A 23,276-nucleotide genomic window follows, 5' to 3' on the forward strand; every position below is an offset into this window, starting at 1 on the left:
GAAGGGATCAGCAATGGAAGAAAATCAAGGAACGCCATCCCCGGGCAGCCCGGAGGGAGAAGCGGCGCAGCCGGCCAAGGGCAAGCGCTCGCTGTCGCTCAACGTCGTGAGCAGCAAGGAGCATCGCGGCTTCGGAGCGGGAACGATCGATCTCAGCCGCGTATCCTCGGTCATCATCGACGGCGGCGAGGCTTATATCGATAACGGCGCGATTCATGCGAAGAGCAAGATAGAGAAGGGCATCAAATTCCTTACGGACAAGGAAGCCGTTCCGAACGGCCGTCCGTGCTGGATCGTGTGGGTAGCCGTCGACCGCGACGACGAGGGCTCCTACTACGCGGGAGCGACAGCCTGTCCGATGACGGTTGATCCGGAAATCCGCCGCGGCTGGAAGATTCTCGCCCAGCATGTCAACAACCTGGACTATGCGATCAAGCGCCGGTTCATGCTGGAGGAGCTGCCGGCTTCCGACAAGCAGGCGCTCAAAAAGCTGCTGATCGAGAACAACGCCGAGTGGTGGGAGAATTCCCCCGCGGCGCTCAAGGAACAGCTGGAAGGCTGAGCATCCAGGCTTCTCATCCAACCTCCGTCGGCCGCTTCGAGCGGCTGCTGCGGAGGTTTTTTTGTCGGGCTCATTTTCTTCTGTGAGCAGGAAATGGGTTATACGGGAAGGAATGGGAAGGAAGGGTGAATCATCTTACGAGAGGGGGGTTCGTATCTTTAGCGGATTCGGGTTCAGCGGCATGCTCGTGCTGGTAGTGTTCATTGTCCTTCTTATATGGCTGATAAGGAAACTGATCCATAAATAACTTCTCCATCCTTAAAAAGGGCTTGCAGCTGACAGCTGCAAGCCCTTTTCGGCCAAAGCGTCGCTCCGGCCTGCGCGCGGGGAGGCTGCCCGGATGCCTATCCCTCCATGCCGCGGCGGCTCAACGGCGTCAAATAGTGGGCGGCGCCTTCTCCGGCGGCACGGCGGAACCCGGACGGGCTTTGACCCGTCCATTTGCGGAACTGGCGGCTGAAGCTCTGCACGTCGCGGTAACCGACCGCATGCGCGATCTCCTCCACCGCAGCCGGCGTTGCGGCCAGCAGGCGCATTGCCTCCTGCTCGCGGAGCATGGCCAGATAGCGGCCCGGGGACATGTGGAACACCTCCCGGAACAGCCTGCCGGCATGGCGGCTGCTGAGGCCGATGCGGGAAGCGAGAGTCTCGATCCGGGGCATGCCGGATTCGCCGTCCCATGCCTGGGCAAGCGCGCCTTCGATTTCGGCCGCCAGCCGTCCGGCAAGGGCTTCCCGTCCGTAATCCTGGCGGTCCGGCTCAAGCCGCAGAGATTTCTCCGCAGCGGCCATCATGGCGCATGCCTCGCCGAGGACGGCGAGGCGGGAGCCTTGTTCCGCAGCTTCGTTGAGCAGCCTGTCCATTTTAGGCGCAAGCTCGAGAGCGAGGCTGGAACCGGCGGAATACAGGACTTTGTTTTTTCGCTCCAGCAGCTCGGTCAGGCCGAGATCATCGCATTGCAGGTGGAACACGGCATAAGTGAGGCTGCCGCTGCCCGCGCTGCGGAATTCGTGAATCTGCCCCGGATGGATCAGCACGAAATCTCCCGGATGCTGAAGGAAGGAATCCTTGCCGGCAATGACCTCCTGGACTCCCTCCAGAACCAGGTTCACTTCCACCATCCGGTGATGCACATGCCGCAGACTGGTGAATCCTTGCCGGACGTTATTGACCTGCAGCCCGTACAGATACAGCCGTTCCGACAGGCTCTCCAGCATAAAAGGGCGGTAATCGCGGGTTTCCAAATGGCCGAGCTCCTTTTCATCCTGCAGGAATGGATATAGGCGGCGCGAACCTCCCGCCGCGAGTGCTTCCACCCCGTATACGCGGCGGCTGCGTCCGCAGGGAATGTCCGTTTTGGCTAACAATAGCTTGGCGATGAGCCGGGATGGTTATTCCGTCCCTGCCGATCTTCTCTCTACAATATAGAAGAACGGACTTCTGCGGCAAGCCCGGCATTTTGTCCGGCGCCGCAAGTATCGAAGCCGTCCAAAGGAGCAAAGCGGGATGAAAATCGTTCTGATCGGAGGAGGCAGCTTCGTGTTTGCACCGACCGTCCTCGAAGACTGCATCGTCAAGCATCGCATGGAGGGAGAGCTCGTGCTGGTGGACTTGAATCTGGAGGCGGCCGCCGCGATGGCAGGAGCGGGCCGGGCTCTTGCCCGGCAGCACGGGGTCGATCTCCTCGTCTCGGAGACGGACAACAGGGAAGAGGCGCTGCCGGGCGCGGACTTCGTCATCCTCTCTGCTGCTCCGCAGGGAGCGCTTCGCTGGAAGATGGACTTTGATATCCTGAAGCAATTCGGACTGGACGACCAGGCTCGGGAATGCGGGGGACTTGGCGGCATGCTGGGAGCATTCCGCTCCATCGCCATGGCCATGGAGCTGGCCCGGGACATGGAACGGCTCTGCCCCGCAGCCCTGCTGCTCGATGTTACGAATCCGATGCCGCGAGTCGTGACGGCCGTGGCGAGATTCAGCTCGGTCGGGGTCGCCGGATTTTGCAACATCGCCCATCGCAGCGGGCAAGGCTATGGCTTGCTGCCTGGCCTGATCGGCAGGAAGCCGCATGAGGTGGACATCGTCACCGGAGGCCTGAACCATTTCGCCTGGGTGCTCTCCATGAAGGACAAGCAGAGCGGAGCGGATCTGCTGCCGGAGCTGAGGAGCTTCGTGGAACACGGGGATTGGAGCGGCTTGGACGAGGATCTGCAGCGGGAGCTGGACGTCATGAAGCGCTGGCTCGGGCAGTACGGGGCGGTGGCGGCGGGGGCTGTCGATCATCATGCCGAGTATTTGCCCGTACAGCCGGGAATCCGGTATCCCCAGGAGCCGCCTTATCACGGCTCGGCCGCTGAACGCAGCCTTCGGCTCGAGGAGCTTCGGGCAATCGCCGCAGGCACGCTCGATGCCAAGGACTCCGGCATCTTCCGACACGGCAGCTGGGAGCATCCGGTTGGTCTCGCCTTGTCGCTCGCCGCGGGAAGCGACGGGCGTCTGGACATTCTGAACGTCGCCAATGGCCATGCGATTCAGGAGCTGCCGCCGGAACGAATTGTTGAGGTGCCGGTCCGAGTTCGCGGCGGCAAGCTGGAAGCCGAGCCTCTTCCGGAACTGCCGCCTGCGCTGGCGGAAGTCATCCGCCAGCTCTCCGACGTGCATGAGCTTGTAGCTCAAGCCGCGGTTGCCGGAGACCGGAAGCTTGCCCGCAAGGCAGTCGATCTGGATCCGGCTATCGAGGATAAGGAGACGGCTTATGCAGCGCTGGACCGGATGCTGGAGGCGCATGCCGACCTCCTGCCGGCGTTTGCCTGATGGCAGGGGGGCGGTTGGAGCAAGCGGGCGGATGAGGCGCAGAAGGCCCTTTGCCCAAGCAAGCTTGACCCGTACGCATTCCTCCATCAGTCCTCTTCCTTGAACCCTTTGTACGAGCGCCGGTGGAAGTCGGATATCCAGCGGAACAGCTGTTGGCCGTCGCCTTCCAGAAACAGCGCTTCTTGGTCCCGACTCAGGCCGCTGCCGGAGGAGAACGGACGGTAGAGGGCTCGGTACGGCTCCGGCACCCAGATATAGCGGTGGACATACCCCGTAGCATGGAAGCCGGCTTGTTCCCAGAACCGGATCCGGCGCCTACGTGGCCGCCGATGAAAGCGACGGAGGAGCAGCCCCGCAACAGCAGATGCTCCGTCAGCATGTAGCCGCCGCGCCGATTGTCGTAATCGACCCAGTGTACGTTGCTTCCGTTCTCGCCGATCGAGACGAGCGGGAATTCGAGATCCATCATCTCGGCCGTGTTGTCGGCGGTGAGCAGCTCGCTGCTGGCGATCAGCCCGTCCACGCGCCGGCTGCGCACCAGCCTCTCCATATAGCTCGGCCCGTTCTGGTGGTACTGCACGTTCGAGATCGTCAGCTCATAGCTGAGCGGGCCGATGACGCTCTCCACGCCTCCGATGATATTGTAGAAGAATGCATTGAGGAAATCCTCGCGCTGGGTCATATCGACGAGCATGCCGATGTTGAAGCTGCTCTGGCGGGCCAGCTGGGTCGCGAGGCTGCTTGGCGTATAGTTCATTTCGCGCATGATGGCGCGGATCCGCTGCTTGGTCGCATCGGAGATGCGCGGCGAGTCGCTCATCACCTTGGAAACCGTGGATTTCGCCACGTTGGCGGCATTGGCGATATCTTGAATCGTCACCCTCATCCAAGCGCCCTCCCGTTCCTGTTTTTCTCTATTGTAGCTTCTTCGAGCGCTCATTTCCTCTCCTCTCCGGCATGAAAAAAAAGCCCCACGCGTACAGCCTGCCGCGAGGGGCTTCGTGCGGTATTATTTCTTGCCGGAGCGGAAGATGGACACCAGCATGTAGAAGAACATCGCCGCTGCGATTCCGAAGCCGATCTCGAGGGCTGGAATCCGGGACAGCAGGCCGGGCTGGCGGCCCAGCGAGGAGCCGACGATGAGGCCGGCCATGATGATGCTGAAGCTAAGAAGGACGATGCTGAAGCTGAGCCTGCCGCTGATCCGGTCGAGCCGCTGCATGACCCGGTCGACGTCGGGAACCGCCAGCTCCAGCGGCAGCTTGCCGCGCATGAGGATGCGGCCGAGGCTGCGCAGGCGGGAGGGGATCTCGCTCAGCAGCGAGGCGTATTCGATCGCATAGCCGGCTGCGGACTCGGCCAGACGCCCGGGATGCAGCCTTTCCAGCAGCAGCCTTCGCCCGAACGGCTCCGCCACGCTGACAACGCTGAATTCCGGATCGAGAGCGGTGATGACGCCTTCGAGCGTGAGCAGGGCTTTGCCGAGCAGCATGAAATCGGACGGCATCCGGATGCGGTGCTTGTAGGAAACATGGAATAAATCCGTAACCGACTCGCCCAGACTGATTTCGCTGAAGGGCACCTGGTAGTATTTTTCCCTGAGCTTGTCTACGTCCCGTCGAAGCTCCCGCCAGTCCGCATCCTCCGGAATGAGCCCCATCTCGTCGATCGCCTTGATGACGCCATCGGTGCTCTGGCGGCGCAGGGCGATGACGAGCGAGGCGAAGTGGCCCTTCATTCCCGGCGTCAGCCGGCCCGTCATGCCGAAGTCGAGCAGTCCGATGACCGGCTTCTGCTTGTCCGCCTCCGGAACGGGCTTGCCGGGGGCGGCCTCCGGGCGTTCCATGACAAGGATGTTCCCCGGGTGGGGATCGGCGTGAAAGAGGCCGGAGACGAAAATCTGCTCCAGAATGACGCCGGCGACGCTCTCGGCGATCGCCTTCAGCTCGTAGCCTTCCCGGCGCAGCTTCTCCCGGTCATGCAGCTGGATGCCCCGCATGAATTCCATGGTGAGGACCCGCTTGGAGGAAAGATCCCAATATATGGCCGGCACCCGCACTCTCGGGTTGTCCTTGAACTGGGCGGCGATCCGCTCCGCGCTGCGCCCTTCCAACGTGTAGTCCAGCTCCGCAGCCAGCGACGCGGCGAGCTCCTCCACCAGCTCCGCTGCCTGGTATTGGGCTGCCCACTGCAGCCGGTTCTCCGCGATCCGGGCCAGATCGAGCAGGATTTCAAGGTCGGTGTCCACGATCTTGCGGATGCCGGGACGCTGGATCTTGACGGCGACCTCCTCCCCGGACAGCAGCCTTGCATAGTGGACTTGTCCGATCGAGGCGGCGGCGACGGGCTCGCGGCCGAATTCCAGGAAGACGGATTCCAGAGGAGCGCCCAGCTCCTCCTCGATCACCCTCCGGGCTTCTTCGAATGAAAAGGGGGGCACTTTGTCCTGCAGCTGCCGCAGCTCCTCGACGATGTCGGCCGGGAGCAGATCATGCCGGGTGCTGGCGATCTGTCCGAGCTTGACGAAGGCGGGACCGAGCTCCTGCAAAAAAGACCGGATTCGTTCTCCGGTCGTCCTTGCCGCGGTATGGGAGGGCTCCTCCACCGTTCTCCAGTGGGGAATGAGCTTCAGGAGGCCGAGCTCCCGCACGAAGTAGCCGAACCCGTTGCGCGCGAAGGCGAGCAGGATTTCCCTGTAGCGCTGCAGATGGCGGATTCGGCGGCCGAGCATCATTCTTCTTTGCCGTCCTGAAGCGAGTCTCTTTCCTCCCGCAGACGGGAGGATTGTTCCGCCGCCTCGTCCGTCACGGCGGAGACGGAGCTGTGTCCGGATGTCTCCGGATGTCCGGGTCCGGGATCGACGACGGGCGGAACTCCGGGTCCGGCCTTGCCGGTCCCTTCATAGGCGCCTTGCTCCAGCTGCGTGCTGCCCGGGGCCGTCGCGGCGGCATGCTCCGAAGGAATGCCGAGACGGGACTCCAGGTCGGCGATCCGCTTCTCAAGCCGCTGCAATTCCTCCCGGTGGACGAGATTGAGCTCGTCGGTGACGGCCTTGACGCGCTCGCGGACGAACGTTTCCAGGCTGCCCTTCGCTTCCTGCCCGCGCTGGATCATGCTGCTGACGAACTGCTGGGAGTCGGCCTTGCTCATGTCGCCTCTGGCGCTGAGCTCCTGCGCCAGCTTCTCGGCCTGCTCCCGGGTCGAGGCGGCAAGCCCCAGCCCCAGGGAAAAAGCTTTGTTCATGAGATCTTTCATCCGTCGACACCTGCCTTTTTCATAGTCGCGTGCCTGATCATCCGGTCATTCCTTTTCATTATACTCCAGCCCTCTCCCTTAATCATCCAATTGACGTCCGCCGCCGCCGTTTCATCTGCGCCACCAGCGGCGGACGCCTTCCAGCCACCCCTTGGCAGCGGGCCGGCCCTGGGGCTCCGGCTTCGGAAGCGCTTCGCTGCCGGAGGGAGCTTCTTCCCGGCAGAAGCCCTGAGGCTCCGTGCCCGACACGAACAGCTCCATCCTCCATCCGGAGCAGCCGGCGGCGGCTTTCAATCCGGTCGCGGGATCGACGGCGACGCTGACGACCCCGTCGGGAACGATGAACGGCTTCGGCGTCACTCCCTCGAGCGCCTTTTCCGTGAAGGAAGCGAAGATCGGCGCGGCGCGATGGGCTTCCGAATAGGTCAGGCGGCGGTTCTTGTCATAGCCGGTCCATACGGCGGTAGCCAGCTCCGGCGTATAGCCGACGAGCCAGGCATCGCTTGCGGTCGTGCCGGTCTTGCCGGCGACCGGCCGGCGGATCATGCCCGAGACGCGGCTGCCGGTGCCTCCGGTCTCGAACACGCTTTCCATGAGGCTGGTCAGCACATAGGCGTAAGGAGCGGCTGCCGCTCTCGAGAGGCGGGGATGGGCCTCATAGAGAGTCTCTCCCTTGCTGTCCTCGATGCGCAGAATCGACACCGGCTCCGCCCGGAGGCCGCCTGCTGCCAGCGTGCCGAAGGCGGATGCCATCTCCAGCGGGCTGACGGGATAGGTGCCGAGCGCGAGCGACGGAACCGGCTGCATCGGGGAGCTGAGGCCGAGAGCTCTGGCGGTGGCGATCACCTTGTCCGCGCCTACCTGCATGATCGTGTTGACCGCGTACGTGTTGTCGGAGCTCGCGATGGCGTCGCGCATCGAGATCGGCCCGCCCGTGTAATGGTCGTTGTAGTTGCGGGGAGCATAGCTTTTGCGTCCCTCGTCGTATGCGAAGACGGTCGGGGCGCTGGTGAACGGCGTCACGGCTGTCAGTCCGCTCTGCAGCGCGGCCAGATAGAGCACCGGCTTGAACGACGAGCCGGGCTGCCGTCTTGCGAGCGCTCGGTTGAACGGACCGCTCCGGTAATCGAGCCCTCCGACCATCGCCTTGATATAGCCGGTCCGGGGATCGATGGCGACGAGAGCCGCCTGCTGCTGCGAGCTTCCCGGAATGGAGGCGCGGATGGCCTGCTCCGCGGCCTTCTGCGCCGCGGGGTCCAGCGTCGTGTAGATGCGGACGCCGCCTTCGCTGATGAGATGCTCGTCCAGGCCGAGCTGGTCGACGGCCGTCTGGCGGACGTAGTCGCGGAAGTAGGGCGCCGCGCCGCCCGTTCCGCCCGGCTCCAGCGGACGAAGCGCGAGCTGCTGCCCGCGGGCTTCCGCCGCTTGCTCCGCCGTGATGCCGCCGGCGTCCAGCATCGCTTTCAGAATCAGGCGCTGCCTGCGGACGGCGTTGTCCATGTCCATATAAGGCGAGTAGTATTTCGGGCCCTTGGGGACGCCGGCGAGCATCGCGCTTTCGGCCAGCGTCAGCTCCGCGGCGCTTTTGCCGAAGTACATCCTCGCCGCCTTGCCGATTCCATAGGCGCCGTGCCCGTAATAGATCTGGTTCAAGTACATGCCGAGAATCTCGTCCTTGGAATAGTTCATCTCCAGCTGGGCGGTGTACATCGCTTCCTTGAGCTTGCGCTTCCAGGTCCGCTCATGCGTCAGATAGAGGTTGCGGGCCAGCTGCTGCGTGATGGTGCTGGCGCCTTGGCGCGCCCGGCCGCTCTCCAGGTTCACGGCGGCCGCACGCGCCATGCCCTTCACGTCGAAGCCGCCATGCTTGTAGAAGCGATGGTCCTCGATCGCGAGCGTCGCCTGGACGAGATAGGGGGATATCCGCTGCAGCGGGACGGATTCGCGGCTTTGGCCGGCGCGGAACGAATCCATCAGCTGGCCGGAGGCGTCGTAGATCTCGGTCAGCCGGACAGCCGAGGAGGCGGGCAGCGATTGAAGGCGCAGCGACAGCAGCAGGATGCTGAGCGCAAGCAGTCCCACGGACATCGCGGTGCCGGCCAGCAGCCCGAGCAGCCGGAGCGGCCGTCCGGCCGCCAGGGCGGAGAGGCGGGGGAGGACGGAATTGCCGCGGCCGCGGGAGAGCCTTCGTCTGGGACGGAGGGGATTGCTCATAGAGGATGTGTTCCTTTCCCGGATTCGACATCTTTTTCCATAGTATGGATAATCCGGCGGACCTCTATTCAAAGGGCGGAAAAGCGCGAAAAATCACGGGGAAACGTTTGTATTGAAGGGGGGATTTGACTATAATACAGGTTGAACCGTCGACCTTAAGGAGGCAGATCCGACAAAAGCTTCTTTTGCCGTATCGCCTTTGAACGGGAGAAATGGATGCGCAAGAGCCTTCGCCGGCATCCCTGCGCTTCGAGTTCTCGCCCTAGAGGATATTGCCTTCAGCACATATAATCTCGTTGCTCCATCGCATACGTGCGCCATCCCATCGCTGGCGAGGCCGTATTGCTTGAGCCGGCTTGCCGGGGCGGTCAGCATCCGATGGACGGTCCTTCCGTCCCCAACCTGAAGAAGAAAGAAGGGACTCTTACCATGGAATTGTGGTATACCGAGAAACAAACCGAAACCTACGGCATTACGGCCAAAATCAAAGAAACCTACGTCAACGAGCAGACGGACTTCCAGCAGCTCGCCATGATCGAGACCGATGAATTCGGCACGATGCTCGTCCTCGACGGCATGGTCATGACGACGGACAAGGACGAGTTCGTCTACCATGAGATGGTCGCTCACCCGGCCCTCAACACGCATCCGAATCCGGAGCAGGTGCTCGTGGTCGGCGGCGGCGACGGCGGCGTCGTGCGCGAGATCCTCAAGCATGAGAAGGTCAAGCGTGTCGTGCTTGTCGACATCGACGGCAAGGTCATTGAATACTCCAAGAAATATTTGCCGAACATCGCATCCGGACTGGACGACGCCCGCGTCGAGGTCCATGTGAACGACGGCTTCATGCATATCCACGACCATAAGAACGAGTACGACGTCATCATGGTCGACTCCACCGAGCCGGTCGGCCCTGCGGCCAACCTGTTCACGCGCGGCTTCTACCAAGGCATCTACGAGGCGCTGAAGGACGACGGCCTGTTCGTCGCCCAGACGGACAACCCGTGGTTCAAGGCCGACCTCATCCAGAGCGTCAACCGAGACGTGAAGGAAGTATTCCCGGTCGTGCGCGTGTTCTGGGCCAACGTTCCGACCTATCCGAGCGGCCTGTGGACCTTCACAATGGGCTCCAAGAAGCATGATCCGCTCGCCGTGGACGAGACCGCCATTCCGGAGCGCGAGACGAAGTACTACACGCCGCGCCTGCACAAGGCTGCGTTCGTGCTGCCGAAGTTCGTCGAGGATCTGGTGAAATAATGAAAATCGACCAAAAATACTCCGGCAACGTCTTCATCCTCAGCTCCGAGAATTATGAAGCCTCCCGCGCCGTCATCTACGGCATGCCGATGGACTTTACCGTGAGCTTCCGCCCAGGCTCCCGCTTCGGCCCCGCCCGCATCCGCGAGGTGTCGATCGGCCTGGAGGAATACAGCCCGTACCTGGACCGCAGCCTCGAAGAGATCGAATACTTCGACGCCGGCGACCTGCTGCTTCCGTTCGGCAACGCTGCCCGCTCGCTCGACATCATCGGCGAGTTCGTGGCCGGCATTCTGGCCGACGGCAAGATGCCGGTCGGCCTCGGCGGCGAGCATCTCGTCAGCTGGCCGATCTTCCAGGAGGTCTACAAGAAATATCCGGACCTCGCGATCATCCATTTCGACGCTCACGCCGATCTGCGCGAGTCGTACGAAGGCGAGCCGCTGTCCCACTCCACGCCGCTGCGCAAGGCGGCCGGCCTGATGGGCGGCAAGAACATCTATCAATTCGGCATCCGCTCCGGCTCCCGCGAGGAGTGGCAGTATGCCCGCGAGAACATCAACTTCCATCCGTTCGAGGTGCTCGAGCCGCTGAAGAAGGCGCTGCCCGAGCTGGCTGGCCGTCCGGTCTACCTGACGATCGACATCGACGTCCTGGATCCTTCCGCCGCGCCGGGCACCGGCACTGCGGAAGCAGGCGGCATCACGAGCAAGGAGCTGCTGGAGGCGGTGCATGCCATCGCGAAGTCCGGCGTCAACGTCGTCGGCTGCGACCTGGTTGAGGTAGCCCCGGCTTACGATCCGACGGAGCAGACGCAGATCGTCGCTTCCAAGGTGATCCGCGAGATGCTGCTCGGCTTCATCAAGTAAAGAGATCAAGCCGGTCGGCCCGCAAGGGCCGGCCGTTTTTCATTCCGGCAGTGCAGCAGCTCTCCCTTTAGAAGCCGGAAGTCCTTGTCCGGGATATGCCGCTGGTAAGAGGAGGCCGAAATTTTTCGTCCGCCGTGCTTGGACCTCTAGTTCTTTGGCGATACTGGCTGATAGAATACAAGGAGGTGCAACACAATGGGATTGCTGCCGATACATGAACATCTGGCCGAGCTGTGGACCATTCGCGAACGCCGTGCCTTGACGGACGAAGAACAGGCGGACTTCGAGCACTGCCTGGCGGTCAACGCTTCCCACTGCAGGCGGCTGGCGAATTTGTACAATATGTCGCTGATCGCATCGATGACAGGCGACACGGAGTGGCATCACGAGATTTGCAGCAAAATCGAGAAGCTCGACGGGACGCCGCCCGCCTTCCGGGGCAATTCCTGACCGGGACGGGCTCGGCGGCTCGCATCGGGGCTCTATCTCTGAAATCCGGCAGGTGACGGCTGCGGCATCGGGCCGCAGGCCCCCGCCGGATTTCTTCGTTGAGGTGATACGGACTTGGACGAGGACAAGGACAAGGTCCGCTCGTTTCCTCCGATGATAGGCGAAGGAGCGAGAGTGCTGGTCCTTGGCAGCATGCCGGGGGCAAAGTCGCTTCAGGAGCAGCGCTATTATGCGAACGAGCGCAATTATTTATGGAGATTGCTGTACGGGCTGCGCGGGCTGGAACCGGACGAGGCTTACGGGGACAGGCTTGCTTACGCGGCCGGCCAGGGGATAGGCCTATGGGACATGATTGACCATTGCCATAGGGAAGGCAGCCTGGACATGAACATAAGGAATGCGGTTCCGAACGATCTGCCCGGCCTCGCCGCCAGCTATCCGTCTCTCCAGGCGCTCGCCTTCAACGGGAGCAAGTCCTACGAGATTTACCGCAAGCATTTTGCCGGACATCCCGGTCTTGCGCATCTGGACTTGCTGCGCCTGCCATCGAGCAGCCCGATTCCTACCCCGGCCATGCGCACGCTGGAGGACCGGCTTGAGAAGTGGCGCATGCTGCTGCCTTATTTGAAGGAATGACCGCTGCCTCGGCGCTTGGCATCGGAGCGGCCGGCTTCCGTACCCCGCATCAGGCGGAGAAACATCCCATGCCAGCTGTCCGGGGGCATGGGATTTCCTGTTTATCGCGCCGTTGCGGCCGTTCCAGCCGTTGAAATCAAGGGATGAACTGTTTATAGTAGGGAAGATAACATCGGAGAGCCGCGCCGGGCAATTCTCTGCAAGAGACCTTCCCGGTGCAGACGAGCATTCGGGGGTGAGCCTGCGGCATGAACGAACACGAAACAAGCCGGTCGGCGTCGGAAGCCGCCGGCCCGCCCATTGCGGAAGGAGCCGCCGACGGCGGGACAGCTGCCCGCACAGCCGGCGTGGACGAAGGCCGCTCCGCCGTCCTCATTGCCATCCGCAGCAGCCAGGACGGGGAAGCGGCTCCGCCCGTCACGCATAGGGGCGAATTTTTCGCTAAAGGAAAAAGCCGATACATCCGCTACGAGGAGATGGACGAGCTGCATGGCGCCGTGAGGACGTTGATCCGGTGGAGCGGGGACGAGATCCGTCTTACGCGCCGCGGCGGAGTGGAATCGGAGCAGACGTTCGCAGCCGGCTCGAAGCGCCAGGGCAGCTATGCATCCGGCCATCTGGCTTTTCGGATGACGGTCGAGACGGAGGCGCTGTCCGCCGAAGGCGAGGCAGGCGGCCTGCTGCCGCTGACGCTGGCTTGGACCTACCGGCTGCGGATCGAGGATCAGTTAAGCGGCCGCTTTCAATTGCGGCTTCATATACAGGAGGATACCCATTCATGAGTCAGAACGTGCTTGAACAAGTTTATGCCGCCATCAGCGGCGCCATCGCCGATGCAGCCGTAGCCGCCGGGCTTGCCGCCCGCGAAGAGCTGCCTGTATTCGTGCTGGAGGTGCCGCGCGACAAAGCCCACGGCGACCTGGCGACCAACGCCGCCATGCAGCTGACCAAGATCGCCCGCAAAAACCCGCGCCAGATCGCCGAGGCGATCCTGGCTCATCTCGACAAGGAGAAAGCGTCCATCCTGTCGGCGGATATCGCGGGACCAGGCTTCATCAACTTCCGCCTGGACCGCTCGTACCTGTATCCGGTCGTCGGCCAGGTGCATGAGGCCGGCGACGCGTACGGCCGAGGCGAGAGCACGGGCAAGCGCGTGGAGATGGAGTTCGTCAGCGCCAATCCGACCGGCAGCCTGCACCTGGGCCATGCCCGCGGCGCGGCCGTCGGCGACGCCCTGTGCAACGTGCTTGATTTCGCGGGCAACGAAGTGACCCGTGAATACTACATCAATGACGCGGGCGCCCAGGTGAACAACCTGGCCAAGTCGATCGAAGCCCGCTACCGCCAGCAGCTCGGACAGCAAGCCGAGCTGCCGGAGGACGGCTATCACGGCGAGGACATCGTCGGCTTCGCCAAGCAGCTCGTCGAGGAAAAGGGCGATTCCCTGCTCTCGATGGACGACACGGAACGTTTCGCGTTCCTCAAGGCCTACGGACTGGAGCGCGAGCTGGGCAAGATCAAGCGCGATCTCGAACGGTTCCGCGTCGGCTTCGATCTCTGGTACAGCGAGACTTCCCTGTATGAGAACGGGCTCGTCACCGACGCCCTGGATCTTCTTCGCGAGAAGGGAGAGGTCTACGAGGAAGAAGGCGCGACCTGGCTGAATACGACGGCATACGGAGACGACAAAAACCGCGTTCTCATCAAGAACGACGGGTCGTACACCTACCTGACGCCGGATATCGCCTATCATCGTGAAAAATACGCGCGCGGCTACGATACGATGATCAACATTTGGGGCGCCGATCACCACGGCTACATTCCCCGCATGAAGGCGGCCATGGAAGCTCTCGGCAACGATCCGGACAAGCTGGTCGTGCTCATCGCCCAGATGGTCAGCCTGTTCCAGAACGGCGAGAAGGTCAAAATGTCCAAGCGTACGGGCAAAGCCGTCACGATGGAGGACCTGATGGACGAGGTCGGCGTGGATGCCATCCGCTATTTCTTCACGATGCGCAGCATGGACTCGCATCTGGACTTCGACATGGACCTGGCCGTATCGACCTCCAACGAGAATCCCGTCTATTACGTGCAGTACGCCCATGCCAGAATCTGCAGCATCCTCCGCCAAGCCGCAGAGCAGGGAATCAACCCGCTGCCGCTGGCGGAGGTGGACCTGTCCAAGCTGGCGTCCGAGCATGAGTACGACCTGCTTCTGAAAATGGCTGAATTCCCGCAGGAAATCAAGCTGGCCGCGGATCAGTATGCTCCGCACCGGCTCGTCCGCTATGTCTACGAGCTGGCTTCCCAGCTGCACAGCTACTACCGCGCCGAGCGCGTCATCACGGACGACCTGGCCCAGGCGCATGCCCGCCTGGCTCTGCTTGGAGCCGTCCGGACCGTCATCGCGAACGTCCTGCGCCTGATCGGCGTCTCCGCTCCGGAGCGCATGTAGGCCGGCATCATCCCGAGCGCTCGAAAAAGCCGCAGAATCGATTACGATTCTGCGGCTTTCATCATTTTGGGCACATCGAGCTCGCCGGGAGTTTTGGCATTTTTGGCTCCCCTCAGCGGGATCATGGATTTCCGGAGGATGGACTTGATATCCGCAGGAGTCAATTCGGGATAGCGGGCGAGCAGCAGCGCAACCGCTCCGCTCACATGGGACGTAGCCATGGAGGTGCCGCTCATTTCGTTGTATTTGCCTTTGATCCAGGCCGAATGAATCCGGTCTCCGGGCGCATAGATATCAATGTACGGCCCCCGGTTGCTGAAGGCGGCGATGCGCCTGAGCCGGTTGGTGGCGCCGACGGAGATCGTCTGCGGGTAACGGGCCGGATAATCCACCGAGCGGCGCTTGCCGTCGTTGCCGGATGAAGCGACGATGACGACGCCCGCATTCGTCGCATTGGCGCAGGCTGCCAGCAGCGACTTGCTGCGCGATCTCATCCCGAAGCTCATATTGATGATGTGCATGCCGCTGCGCACGCACCATTCGATGCCGAGGATGATGTCCGAGACATAGGCGCTTCCGTTGTAGTCGAATGCCTTGACCGGGTACACCATCGATCGGGGAGCGACTCCGATCATGCCGCTCGGCTGGTTGGCCGCGGCGATCGTGCCGGCGATATGGGTCCCATGGCCGTTGTCGTCATGGGGCAGCTGGGTGCGGTCGATCAGGTTGATGCCTTTGCCTATGGAAGACTTGAGGTCGGGATGGCTGTGGTCGATGCCGGTATCGATGACGCCGATCTTGATCCGGTGTCCGGTCGTGCGGTTCCAGGCCAGCGGGGCTCTGATCTGCTGTACGCCCCAGGGAAGTCCCTTCTCGGCTGGAACCCGCTGCGCAGCGGGAGCGGCCTCTACCCGCACGAGGCGGTCTTCTTCCATCCATACCCCGGAGGGCAGACGGGGTTTGCCCGCAGCTGCGGGCGCGGTGAACGTGACGGCCCGAATCAGCGGAATGGGATGCAGGCGGAGGCTGCCAGCGGGAGCAGAAGCTCTCCACTCGTCCAGGAAGGCTCTATAGTCCCGTTCATGCCGGAAGCGAATCAGGTAATTCAGACATTTGGTGCCGGTGGAGGAAAGGGTGTCGCGAAGCCAACGGAGCAAATTATCCAAGACGATGTCCCTCCTGACGGACAATGCTTGGATAGTGTATGATTCCGCGACGCGAACCGCATGAGCCACCTGCCCGTTTCAGCCAATATTTAGGCTCCGCATCCGTGTCAATCGCCCGCCGGCGCTCATACTATACCATCAAGAGTCGCAGGGCTCTTAAGAACCGGACAGAAGCTTCTGGCCTAGTTCGGGAGGATACAGTCGGGAGCGAAGGGGCAGCCCTTCGTTCTTCCCTGTTCAAGCGGTTATCCCGGTGCGCCGGACAAGCCTCCGGTCCCGATCGGAACCCCGGATGGAAGGGCAAGCCGCTCGCATATTGTCTTCAAGCTGAATGAATCGTCGCCGTTCGGCGGACTTGGCCGGCTTTTCCGATATCCCGCCGGGAGACGGACCGCTGCAATAGCAGCCCTCTGCCCTCTCGCGGCCGTCTTGATTTTTTAATTGAAATAGGTTTTACTATAGGTTGACTGTGGACAAGACTGTACCATGACCTTAGCATGAAGGGCGAGCTTGTATCGGCTGGCCATTTTGATTATCCGAGAGGATGTGTCTGGATTACATGAGCACGAACCTATCTCAAAAATTCGATGCGGAGCGTCTGCGCGAAATGCCGATGGTCGACCTGGCCTTCGAGGTGCTGAAATCGGCGAACACGCCTTTTTACTACCGCGATCTGATGAAAGAAATCGCCAAGTACCGCGGGCTGACGGACGCCGAAGTCAACGACGTCATCGCCCAGGTCTATACCGAGATCAATATTGACGGACGGTTTGCCTGCGTAGGCAGCAACACTTGGGGCCTGAAGCGCTGGTATCCGGTCGAGAAGAACGAGGATCCGATCACCAACGCCAAGCGTCCGCGGATCATCAACGACGACGACGACCTCGACGACGAGGAAGTGTTCGAAGGAGAAGAGGACGACACCTATACGGAGAGCGAAGAGGACTTCGACGTATTCGACGAAGACCGCGAGTTCGAAGAGAGCGAAGAAGAAGAGAGCGCCGTCGACGAAGAGATCGACGATGAAGACGGCGGCGACGAGGCGGAAGGCGAAGAGTCCGAGGATGACGATGAAGACTTCGACGACGACTCCGACGCGGACGAAGAAGAGAAATAAGGCAGCGGGAAGCCGGAAGGATGGGGGGGAATCCCACATCGTTCCGGCTTTTGCCGTTCTTGACAGAGGCCAAGCGGTGAAGTAAACTATTGCATGGGCTTTTGGAGCGGTTAGTGGTATTTTATCGGCTCAAAGGCAGTGAGCGCACGCCATCCCGCGGGGGTGGACGGCGGCATTGCCTCCATATCGGATGTCGTTATTCAGGAGTGCGCCCCCTTAATACGGGTGTCACTTTTTTTGTTTTTATAAGGCAGGAATGCCATGAAGCAAGGCGTGCCTGGGCAATCTAATCAGACCAATGGAGCATGGAGGGTACACACAGTGACGAAATATATTTTTGTGACAGGCGGCGTGGTTTCATCCCTGGGCAAAGGGATTACCGCGGCATCGCTTGGAAGATTGCTCAAGAACCGGGGCCTTAAGGTAACGATTCAAAAATTCGACCCCTACATCAACGTGGATCCGGGAACGATGAGCCCTTACCAGCACGGGGAAGTATTCGTCACGGACGACGGCGCGGAAACGGATCTGGATCTGGGCCATTACGAGCGTTTCATCGATATCAACCTGTCCAAGAACAGCAACGTCACGACCGGCAAGATCTACTCCTCCGTCATTACGAAGGAACGCCGCGGCGAATATCTCGGAGGCACGGTCCAAGTCATCCCCCATATTACCAACGAGATCAAGGAGCGCGTGTTCCGCGCGGGACGTGAAGCCGGCTCCGATGTCGTCATCACGGAAATCGGCGGCACGGTCGGGGATATCGAGAGCCTTCCGTTCCTGGAGGCCATCCGCCAGATCAAGAGCGATATCGGCCGCGACAACGTCATGTATGTGCATGTCACCCTCATTCCTTATATCAAGGCTGCCGGCGAAGTGAAGACAAAGCCGACGCAGCATAGCGTCAAAGAGCTGCGCAGCATCGGCATTCAGCCGAACGTCATCGTCTGCCGTACGGAGAAAGCCATCTCCGAGGAAATGAAGCGCAAAATCGCCCTGTTCTGCGACATCGATCCCAACGCCGTCGTTGAATGCCGCGATGCCTCGACGCTGTACGAGGTTCCGCTGATGCTCCAGGAGCAAGGTCTGGACGAGTACGTCGTCAATCATTTGAAGCTTGATGTGCCGCAGCCGGAGATGACCGAGTGGAAAGCGCTCGTCGACCGCGTGAAAAACCTCAAGCGCAAGACGGAGGTCGCCATTGTCGGCAAATACGTCGCTCTGCACGACGCCTACCTCAGCATCGTGGAGTCCCTTGCCCATGCCGGCATCGAGGCCGATTCCGAAGTAAGCATCCGCTGGGTGGACGCCGAGGAGCTGACGGACGGCAATGCGGCTGAAGCGCTGCAAGGCGTGAACGGCATTCTGGTGCCCGGCGGCTTCGGAGACCGGGGAATCGAAGGCAAGGTCGCGGCGATCCGTTATGCGCGCGAGCAGCGCATTCCGTTCTTCGGCATCTGTCTCGGCATGCAGGTTGCCGTCATCGAATATGCCCGGAACGTCGTCGGCATGGAGGGAGCCAACAGCTCCGAGATCAACCCGACGACGCCTTATCCTGTCATCGATCTGCTCCCCGAGCAGAAGGACATCGAGGATATGGGCGGCACGATGCGGCTTGGCCTCTATCCATGCAAGCTGGCGGAAGGCTCGCTGGCCGCGCAAACGTACGATGACGAGCTTGTCTACGAGCGCCACCGCCATCGGTACGAGTTCAACAACCAGTACCGCGAGACGATTGAAAAAGCCGGATTGCGCATTTCCGGAACTTCCCCGGACGGACGGCTTGTGGAAATGGTCGAGCTGCCGGATCATCCGTGGTTCCTGGCCGTTCAATTCCATCCCGAATTCACCTCCCGTCCGAACCGTCCGCAGGCTCTGTTCCGCGGTTTTGTGAACGCCTCTCTTCAGCTCTCCGAATAGGAGCCGACACAGGGAGATTCCGCTTTCATCTCCCCTTGGAGATGGAGGCGGTTTTTTGAATAACGAAGAAGGAAAACGGAAACAAGGGGTCGAATAGACAGGGAACAGACCTATTTTAATGCCGCGCCGATACATGAGACGCTACGGGCCGCTTTTGTCCTGAAGATAAAACGACCACTACTCGGGAGGTAGAGAAATGGACAAGAAGAAGGTGCTGATTGTCGACGATCAGAATGGAATCCGGGTCTTGCTCATGGAGGTATTCACAAGCGAAGGCTATACGACCTTCCAGGCTTCCAACGGCAAGCTGGCTCTGGACATCGTCCGCAATGAGAATCCGGATCTGGTCCTGCTGGACATGAAAATTCCCGGCATGGATGGACTGGAAATCCTGAAGCATGTGAAAACAATCAACCGGAGCATCAAGGTCATCATGATGACAGCTTACGGAGAACTCGATATGATCAAGGAAGCGACGGATTTGGGAGCAGTCATGCACTTTACGAAGCCGTTCGATATCGATGAGATGAGGCTGGCCGTCAACATGCAGCTCCGCCGCGACGGGGAGAACAACAAGTACGCCATCGGGTCCTGAGCAAGGACCTTTTTTTGTGTCCGCTCTCTCGATTGGGAGATGATGGAGCGGCCGGGGAGAGGCCGCGTCTGTACACATCTCAACTTCAAGTATGTTATAATGGCCCAGAATGACGAGCCTCGGCACTGGGCTTGCTTCTCCTGCGTGAAAGCCAAGCTGTACCCATAGATGCCGAATGCAGCGGATGAATCGAATCCGGCGCTCAAGCAAGCGGCGGCTGCCGGTTCGGATCGGCCCCATTCCTCAAGACCACGCAAGCGCGATAGCGGCATTTCCGCGGCGAGGCGGACTTCGGCGCGCTGGCTGCTGCGTCCGCCTTTCGCCGCCATTCCTATCCTTCAGAACCCGGCAGATGCCGCGGCAACCTAGTCCCATAGTTCAACGTCTTTATGTAGCAGCGCTGTCCATTTGGCGAACTCGAGCCTCTCGTGCAGCGAGGCGTTTATCCTTTATCTACAGCTCAAGCACCGCCAGGCGCGGCCGGCCGCGATGCGGCCGGAGGATGTTTGTTCTTCCCGGGGAGGATTTATCAGCGATGGAGAAATTAATGGTTCGCGGCGGACTCCCGCTGCGGGGCACGGTACAGATCAGCGGGGCCAAGAACAGCGCGGTTGCGCTGCTGCCCGCTGCTATTTTAGCGGAATCCGAAGTCGTCCTGGACAATCTTCCGCATCTAAGCGATGTGGCGGTCTACGCCGAGATTCTGGAGCAGCTCGGAGCCGGCGTATCCTGGAGCGGGGACACGATGCGGATCGACGCGTCGAACCTGCAGTCGGCCGCCATGCCCAACGGCAAGGTCAAGCTGCTGCGGGCTTCCTACTATTTGATGGGAGCGCTGCTCGGCCGGTTCGGAGAGGCTGTTATCGGCCTTCCGGGCGGCTGCAATTTCGAGCCTCGTCCGATCGACCAGCATATCAAAGGCTTTGAAGCGCTTGGAGCCGAGGTGTCGAACGATCACGGCTCGATCCGGATTTCCGCCAAGGAGCTCCGCGGAGCGAAAATATATCTCGATGTCGTCAGCGTCGGGGCGACGATCAACATCATGCTCGCGGCATCGCGCGCCAAAGGCCTTACGACGATTGAAAATGCCGCAAAAGAGCCTGAGATCATCGATGTGGCCACGCTGCTCAACGCGATGGGGGCCAGGATCAAAGGGGCGGGCACGGAGACGATCCGGATCGAAGGCGTGGACAGCATGCATGGCTGCCGTCACTCCATCATCCCGGACCGCATCCAGGCCGGCACGTATATGATCGCGGCAGCCGCTACAAGAGGGGACGTCACGATCGACGGCGTCATTCCGAAGCACATGGAGGCCATGAGCGCCAAGCTTCTGGAGATGGGCATCGGCGTGGTGGAAATGGACGAATCGATCCGCATCATCGGCAGGCCGGATTACGAGGCGATCGACGTGCGCGCGCTCGTCTATCCGGGCTTCGCCACCGATCTCCAATCTCCGATGACGAGCCTGCTGACCCAGGCGTCGGGCGTGAGCATCCTTACGGACTACGTGTACAGCAACCGGTTCAAGCATGTTCCCGAGCTGGCGCGGATGGGAGCCAACATCCGCGTGGAAGGGCGTTCGGCCATCATCGAAGGCAGCCGGCTCAACGCGGCCAAGGTCAAAGCATCCGATCTGCGTGCCGGAGCGGCGCTTGTCGTGGCCGGCCTGACCGTCGCTGACGGAGTTACCGAGATATCGGGCGTTGAATATATCGACCGGGGCTACGACAATCTCGTCGACAATCTCCGCCGCCTCGGCGCCGAAGTGTGGCGCGAGGACCGCTAGTTCCTTACCGACTCCTCGACTCCGGCTTTTTCCTCCGAGCGATGCAGGCCGATGCCGGCCTGCTACGCACTTTTTTTGCCAGGACACCTTGAGCCGAACGAGCGTGAACCCTGCGGCTCGACCGGCTCTGGACAGTCCAGGCCTCCTGACAATCCCGTCCCGATTTTCCGACCTGATGCCAGGCCGGCGCGGATGCGGAATAGACCGCGGTGCAGCCGGATAGAATGAAAGAATAGATCTTATAGATTCCGATAGGATTCGAACCGTCCCTTCTTGAGGTAAGAGGTAAGGTGTGAAAACTGAATAAAGTGGTGAGAACATGAGTGATTTTCAGATCGCCGATCTGGAAGTAATGACATTGAACGATCTGTATAAGCTCGCCAAGCAGTACGAGGTGCCGAGCTTCAACCAGATGAGGAAGAAAGAGCTTGTGTTTGCCATTCTCCGCGCTCAGGCGGAACGAGGCGGGCTTCTGTTCATGCAGGGCGTGCTGGACATTCTGCCGGAGGGCTTTGGATTTTTGCGTCCCATCAACTATCTTCCGAGCAACGAGGATATTTACATTTCGGCTTCCCAAATCCGGAGGTTCGACCTGCGCAGCGGCGATCTCGTGTCGGGCAAATGCCGTCCGCCAAAAGAAAGCGAGCGATACTTCGGACTTCTCCAAGTCAATGCCGTCAACGGCATGAGCCCCGAAACGGCTGCCGACCGCCTGCATTTCCCTGCCTTGACCCCATTGTTCCCGCAAAAGAAACTCGTCCTTGAAACGAATCCGCATCGTTTGTCCACCCGAATCATGGATTTGCTCGCACCTGTCGGACTCGGCCAGCGCGGCCTGATCGTTGCCCCTCCCAAAGCCGGCAAGACGCTTCTGCTGAAGGAAATCGCAAACAGCATCTCGGAAAACAACCCGGAGATCGAGCTGTTCGTGCTGCTGATCGACGAGAGGCCGGAGGAAGTGACGGACATGCAGCGCTCCGTGCGGGGCGAAGTTGTCGCCTCGACCTTCGATGAGCTGCCGGAGAACCATATCAAGGTCGCGGAGCTTGTGCTGGAACGCGCTCTGCGCATGGTCGAGCACAAGAAGGATGTCGTCATCCTTCTCGACAGCATTACCCGGCTCGCGCGGGCCTACAACCTGGTCATCCCGCCTTCCGGACGCACGCTGAGCGGCGGCATCGATCCGGCTGCCTTCCATCGCCCGAAGCGCTTCTTCGGCTCGGCGCGGAACATCGAGGAAGGCGGCAGCCTGACCATCCTGGCCACGGCGCTGATCGACACGGGCTCCCGCATGGACGACATCATTTACGAAGAATTCAAAGGAACGGGCAACATGGAGCTTCATCTCGACCGCAAGCTGGCTGAGCGCCGCATCTTCCCTGCGCTGGATATCCGCCGTTCGGGCACGCGCCGCGAGGACCTCCTGCTGACGAAGGAAGAGCTGGATAAAATCTGGGTCATCCGCAAGAATATGAACGATTCCATGGAGTTCGTGGACAATTTCCTGAAGAGGCTGGGCGAGACGAAGACGAACGCCGAATTCCTGGCCACGCTGGAGTCGAAGAGCGGCGCGCGGGGCAGCACGGGCAGCGCTCCTTCCACGGCGGCCGGCGGCAGTCCTGCCAGCGGACCGGCAGGCGGCAGCCCGATCGTGTCCAACACGTCCAGCTACAGGAGCGGCAACAACGGAGCCGGCGCATACCGGCAAGGAACTTCCGGCCAGACGGCTCAGGTCGCGGGCATCGGCGGCAGCTCATCGCCGACCTCTACGCCGCCGGGGCGGACGGAAGGCTACAGCTCTCGTCCCGGAGGCGCCAGCGGCAGCTCGTCCTACGGAAGCAATCGTCCTGCAGGCAGCGGGGTTTCCCGTCCGGGCACCCGTCCCGTCGGCTCCCGTCCGGTAAGCGGACAGCGTCCGGGCGGATATTCCGCTTCGACGCGTCCGGCAGGCACGGAGCAGCGCTTCGGCGGCTCCTCTCCGGAGCTGGGCTCGACCGGCGCCGCCGAGCGTCCGGCAAGCCGCCCTGCGGCATCCGGCGAAGCCGGAGCCGTAGCGGCGAAGCCGGCTTCGGCGCCGCCGCCGGCGGCTCGGACCGAGTCGGCGAGCCCGACTGCGGCAGCAAAGCCGGTGTCCGCGCCGCAGCCTGAGCCGCAGGCCGAGTCCGCGCGGCCGG

Annotated in this window: 18 protein-coding genes and 1 pseudogene; 13 read left to right on the forward strand and 6 right to left on the reverse strand. The window is 61.4% G+C overall.

The features are described 5' to 3' along the window. Window positions 1-13 precede the first annotated feature (13 nt). Window positions 14-562, forward strand: coding sequence for a YwhD family protein (locus VE23_RS17760; RefSeq protein ID WP_021879202.1), 549 nt, complete (start codon window positions 14-16; stop codon window positions 560-562). Window positions 563-906: 344 nt separating this feature from the next. On the opposite strand, the gene VE23_RS17765 is transcribed toward VE23_RS17760, so the two are convergent. Further along, a complete protein-coding gene (locus VE23_RS17765) occupies window positions 907-1,806 on the reverse strand; it encodes a helix-turn-helix transcriptional regulator (protein ID WP_157053988.1) in 900 nt (299 codons plus the stop codon). A 262-nt stretch (window positions 1,807-2,068) separates the two neighbouring features. Here VE23_RS17765 and VE23_RS17770 point away from each other — a divergent pair, with 262 nt between their 5' ends. Then, window positions 2,069-3,376 (forward strand): family 4 glycosyl hydrolase, encoded by a 1,308-nt coding sequence (locus VE23_RS17770; RefSeq protein ID WP_049868706.1) that lies wholly within the window; start codon window positions 2,069-2,071, stop codon window positions 3,374-3,376. 193 nt (window positions 3,377-3,569) lie between these two features. Here the strand turns inward: VE23_RS17770 and VE23_RS17775 are convergent, their stop codons facing one another. The 4 genes from VE23_RS17775 to VE23_RS17790 all read right to left on the reverse strand — a co-directional run bounded on the left by VE23_RS17775 (window position 3,570) and on the right by VE23_RS17790 (window position 8,845). Continuing rightward, a complete protein-coding gene (locus VE23_RS17775; protein WP_049868707.1) occupies window positions 3,570-4,262 on the reverse strand; it encodes a LacI family DNA-binding transcriptional regulator in 693 nt (230 codons plus the stop codon). A gap of 123 nt (window positions 4,263-4,385) precedes the next feature. Beyond that, window positions 4,386-6,107 (reverse strand): ABC1 kinase family protein, encoded by a 1,722-nt coding sequence (locus VE23_RS17780; protein WP_048747402.1) that lies wholly within the window; start codon window positions 6,105-6,107, stop codon window positions 4,386-4,388. Beyond that, the gene (locus tag VE23_RS17785) at window positions 6,107-6,619 is read right to left on the reverse strand and encodes a phasin family protein (RefSeq protein WP_127509708.1); all 513 of its coding nucleotides are present in this window, start codon (window positions 6,617-6,619) and stop codon (window positions 6,107-6,109) included. The genes VE23_RS17780 and VE23_RS17785 overlap by 1 nt, the downstream gene beginning before the upstream one ends. 123 nt (window positions 6,620-6,742) lie before the next feature. Next, complete coding sequence (locus VE23_RS17790) at window positions 6,743-8,845, reverse strand: transglycosylase domain-containing protein (RefSeq protein ID WP_084781575.1); 2,103 nt, start codon at window positions 8,843-8,845, stop codon at window positions 6,743-6,745. Between the two features lie 429 nt (window positions 8,846-9,274). On the opposite strand from VE23_RS17790, the gene speE reads away from it, so the two are divergent. From speE to argS, 6 genes are all read left to right on the forward strand, one after another. Continuing rightward, entirely contained in the window at window positions 9,275-10,102 is an 828-nt protein-coding gene (gene speE, locus VE23_RS17795; RefSeq protein WP_048745303.1) for a polyamine aminopropyltransferase, read from the forward strand. After that, on the forward strand, window positions 10,102-10,971 hold the full coding sequence (speB, locus tag VE23_RS17800; RefSeq protein ID WP_048745297.1) for an agmatinase: 870 nt from the start codon (window positions 10,102-10,104) through the stop codon (window positions 10,969-10,971). Before speE ends, speB begins: the two co-directional genes overlap by 1 nt. Before the next feature lie 195 nt (window positions 10,972-11,166). Further along, window positions 11,167-11,421 (forward strand): DUF7667 family protein, encoded by a 255-nt coding sequence (locus tag VE23_RS17805; RefSeq protein WP_021881255.1) that lies wholly within the window; start codon window positions 11,167-11,169, stop codon window positions 11,419-11,421. Window positions 11,422-11,535: 114 nt separating this feature from the next. Further along, window positions 11,536-12,057 carry a DNA-deoxyinosine glycosylase gene (locus VE23_RS17810; protein ID WP_049868708.1) on the forward strand — a complete coding sequence of 174 codons (522 nt, stop codon included), beginning with the start codon at window positions 11,536-11,538 and terminating at the stop codon, window positions 12,055-12,057. A 248-nt stretch (window positions 12,058-12,305) separates the two neighbouring features. After that, complete coding sequence (locus VE23_RS17815) at window positions 12,306-12,839, forward strand: DUF1934 domain-containing protein (protein WP_049868709.1); 534 nt, start codon at window positions 12,306-12,308, stop codon at window positions 12,837-12,839. Further along, a complete protein-coding gene (argS, locus tag VE23_RS17820; RefSeq protein WP_049868710.1) occupies window positions 12,836-14,512 on the forward strand; it encodes an arginine--tRNA ligase in 1,677 nt (558 codons plus the stop codon). Before VE23_RS17815 ends, argS begins: the two co-directional genes overlap by 4 nt. Before the next feature lie 41 nt (window positions 14,513-14,553). On the opposite strand, the gene VE23_RS17825 is transcribed toward argS, so the two are convergent. Beyond that, window positions 14,554-15,684: a S8 family peptidase gene (locus VE23_RS17825; RefSeq protein ID WP_049869789.1), complete on the reverse strand. Its 1,131-nt coding sequence runs from the start codon at window positions 15,682-15,684 to the stop codon at window positions 14,554-14,556. Window positions 15,685-16,237: 553 nt separating this feature from the next. Between VE23_RS17825 and rpoE the strand changes: the two genes are divergently transcribed. The 5 genes and pseudogenes from rpoE to rho all read left to right on the forward strand — a co-directional run. Next, complete coding sequence (rpoE, locus tag VE23_RS17830) at window positions 16,238-16,795, forward strand: DNA-directed RNA polymerase subunit delta (protein WP_048745299.1); 558 nt, start codon at window positions 16,238-16,240, stop codon at window positions 16,793-16,795. A 321-nt stretch (window positions 16,796-17,116) separates the two neighbouring features. Then, a complete protein-coding gene (locus VE23_RS17835; RefSeq protein WP_048745300.1) occupies window positions 17,117-18,718 on the forward strand; it encodes a CTP synthase in 1,602 nt (533 codons plus the stop codon). A gap of 196 nt (window positions 18,719-18,914) precedes the next feature. Beyond that, complete coding sequence (locus tag VE23_RS17840) at window positions 18,915-19,313, forward strand: response regulator (RefSeq protein WP_021881673.1); 399 nt, start codon at window positions 18,915-18,917, stop codon at window positions 19,311-19,313. A 535-nt stretch (window positions 19,314-19,848) separates the two neighbouring features. Next, the gene (locus tag VE23_RS17850; protein ID WP_049868711.1) at window positions 19,849-21,102 is read left to right on the forward strand and encodes a UDP-N-acetylglucosamine 1-carboxyvinyltransferase; all 1,254 of its coding nucleotides are present in this window, start codon (window positions 19,849-19,851) and stop codon (window positions 21,100-21,102) included. Window positions 21,103-21,421: 319 nt separating this feature from the next. Beyond that, window positions 21,422-22,738, forward strand: a pseudogene (gene rho, locus VE23_RS17855) (transcription termination factor Rho); the annotation flags it as partial. Window positions 22,739-23,276 lie beyond the last annotated feature (538 nt).

This window comes from Paenibacillus sp. D9, from assembly GCF_001188365.1.
Classification (GTDB): domain Bacteria; phylum Bacillota; class Bacilli; order Paenibacillales; family Paenibacillaceae; genus Paenibacillus_O; species Paenibacillus_O humicus.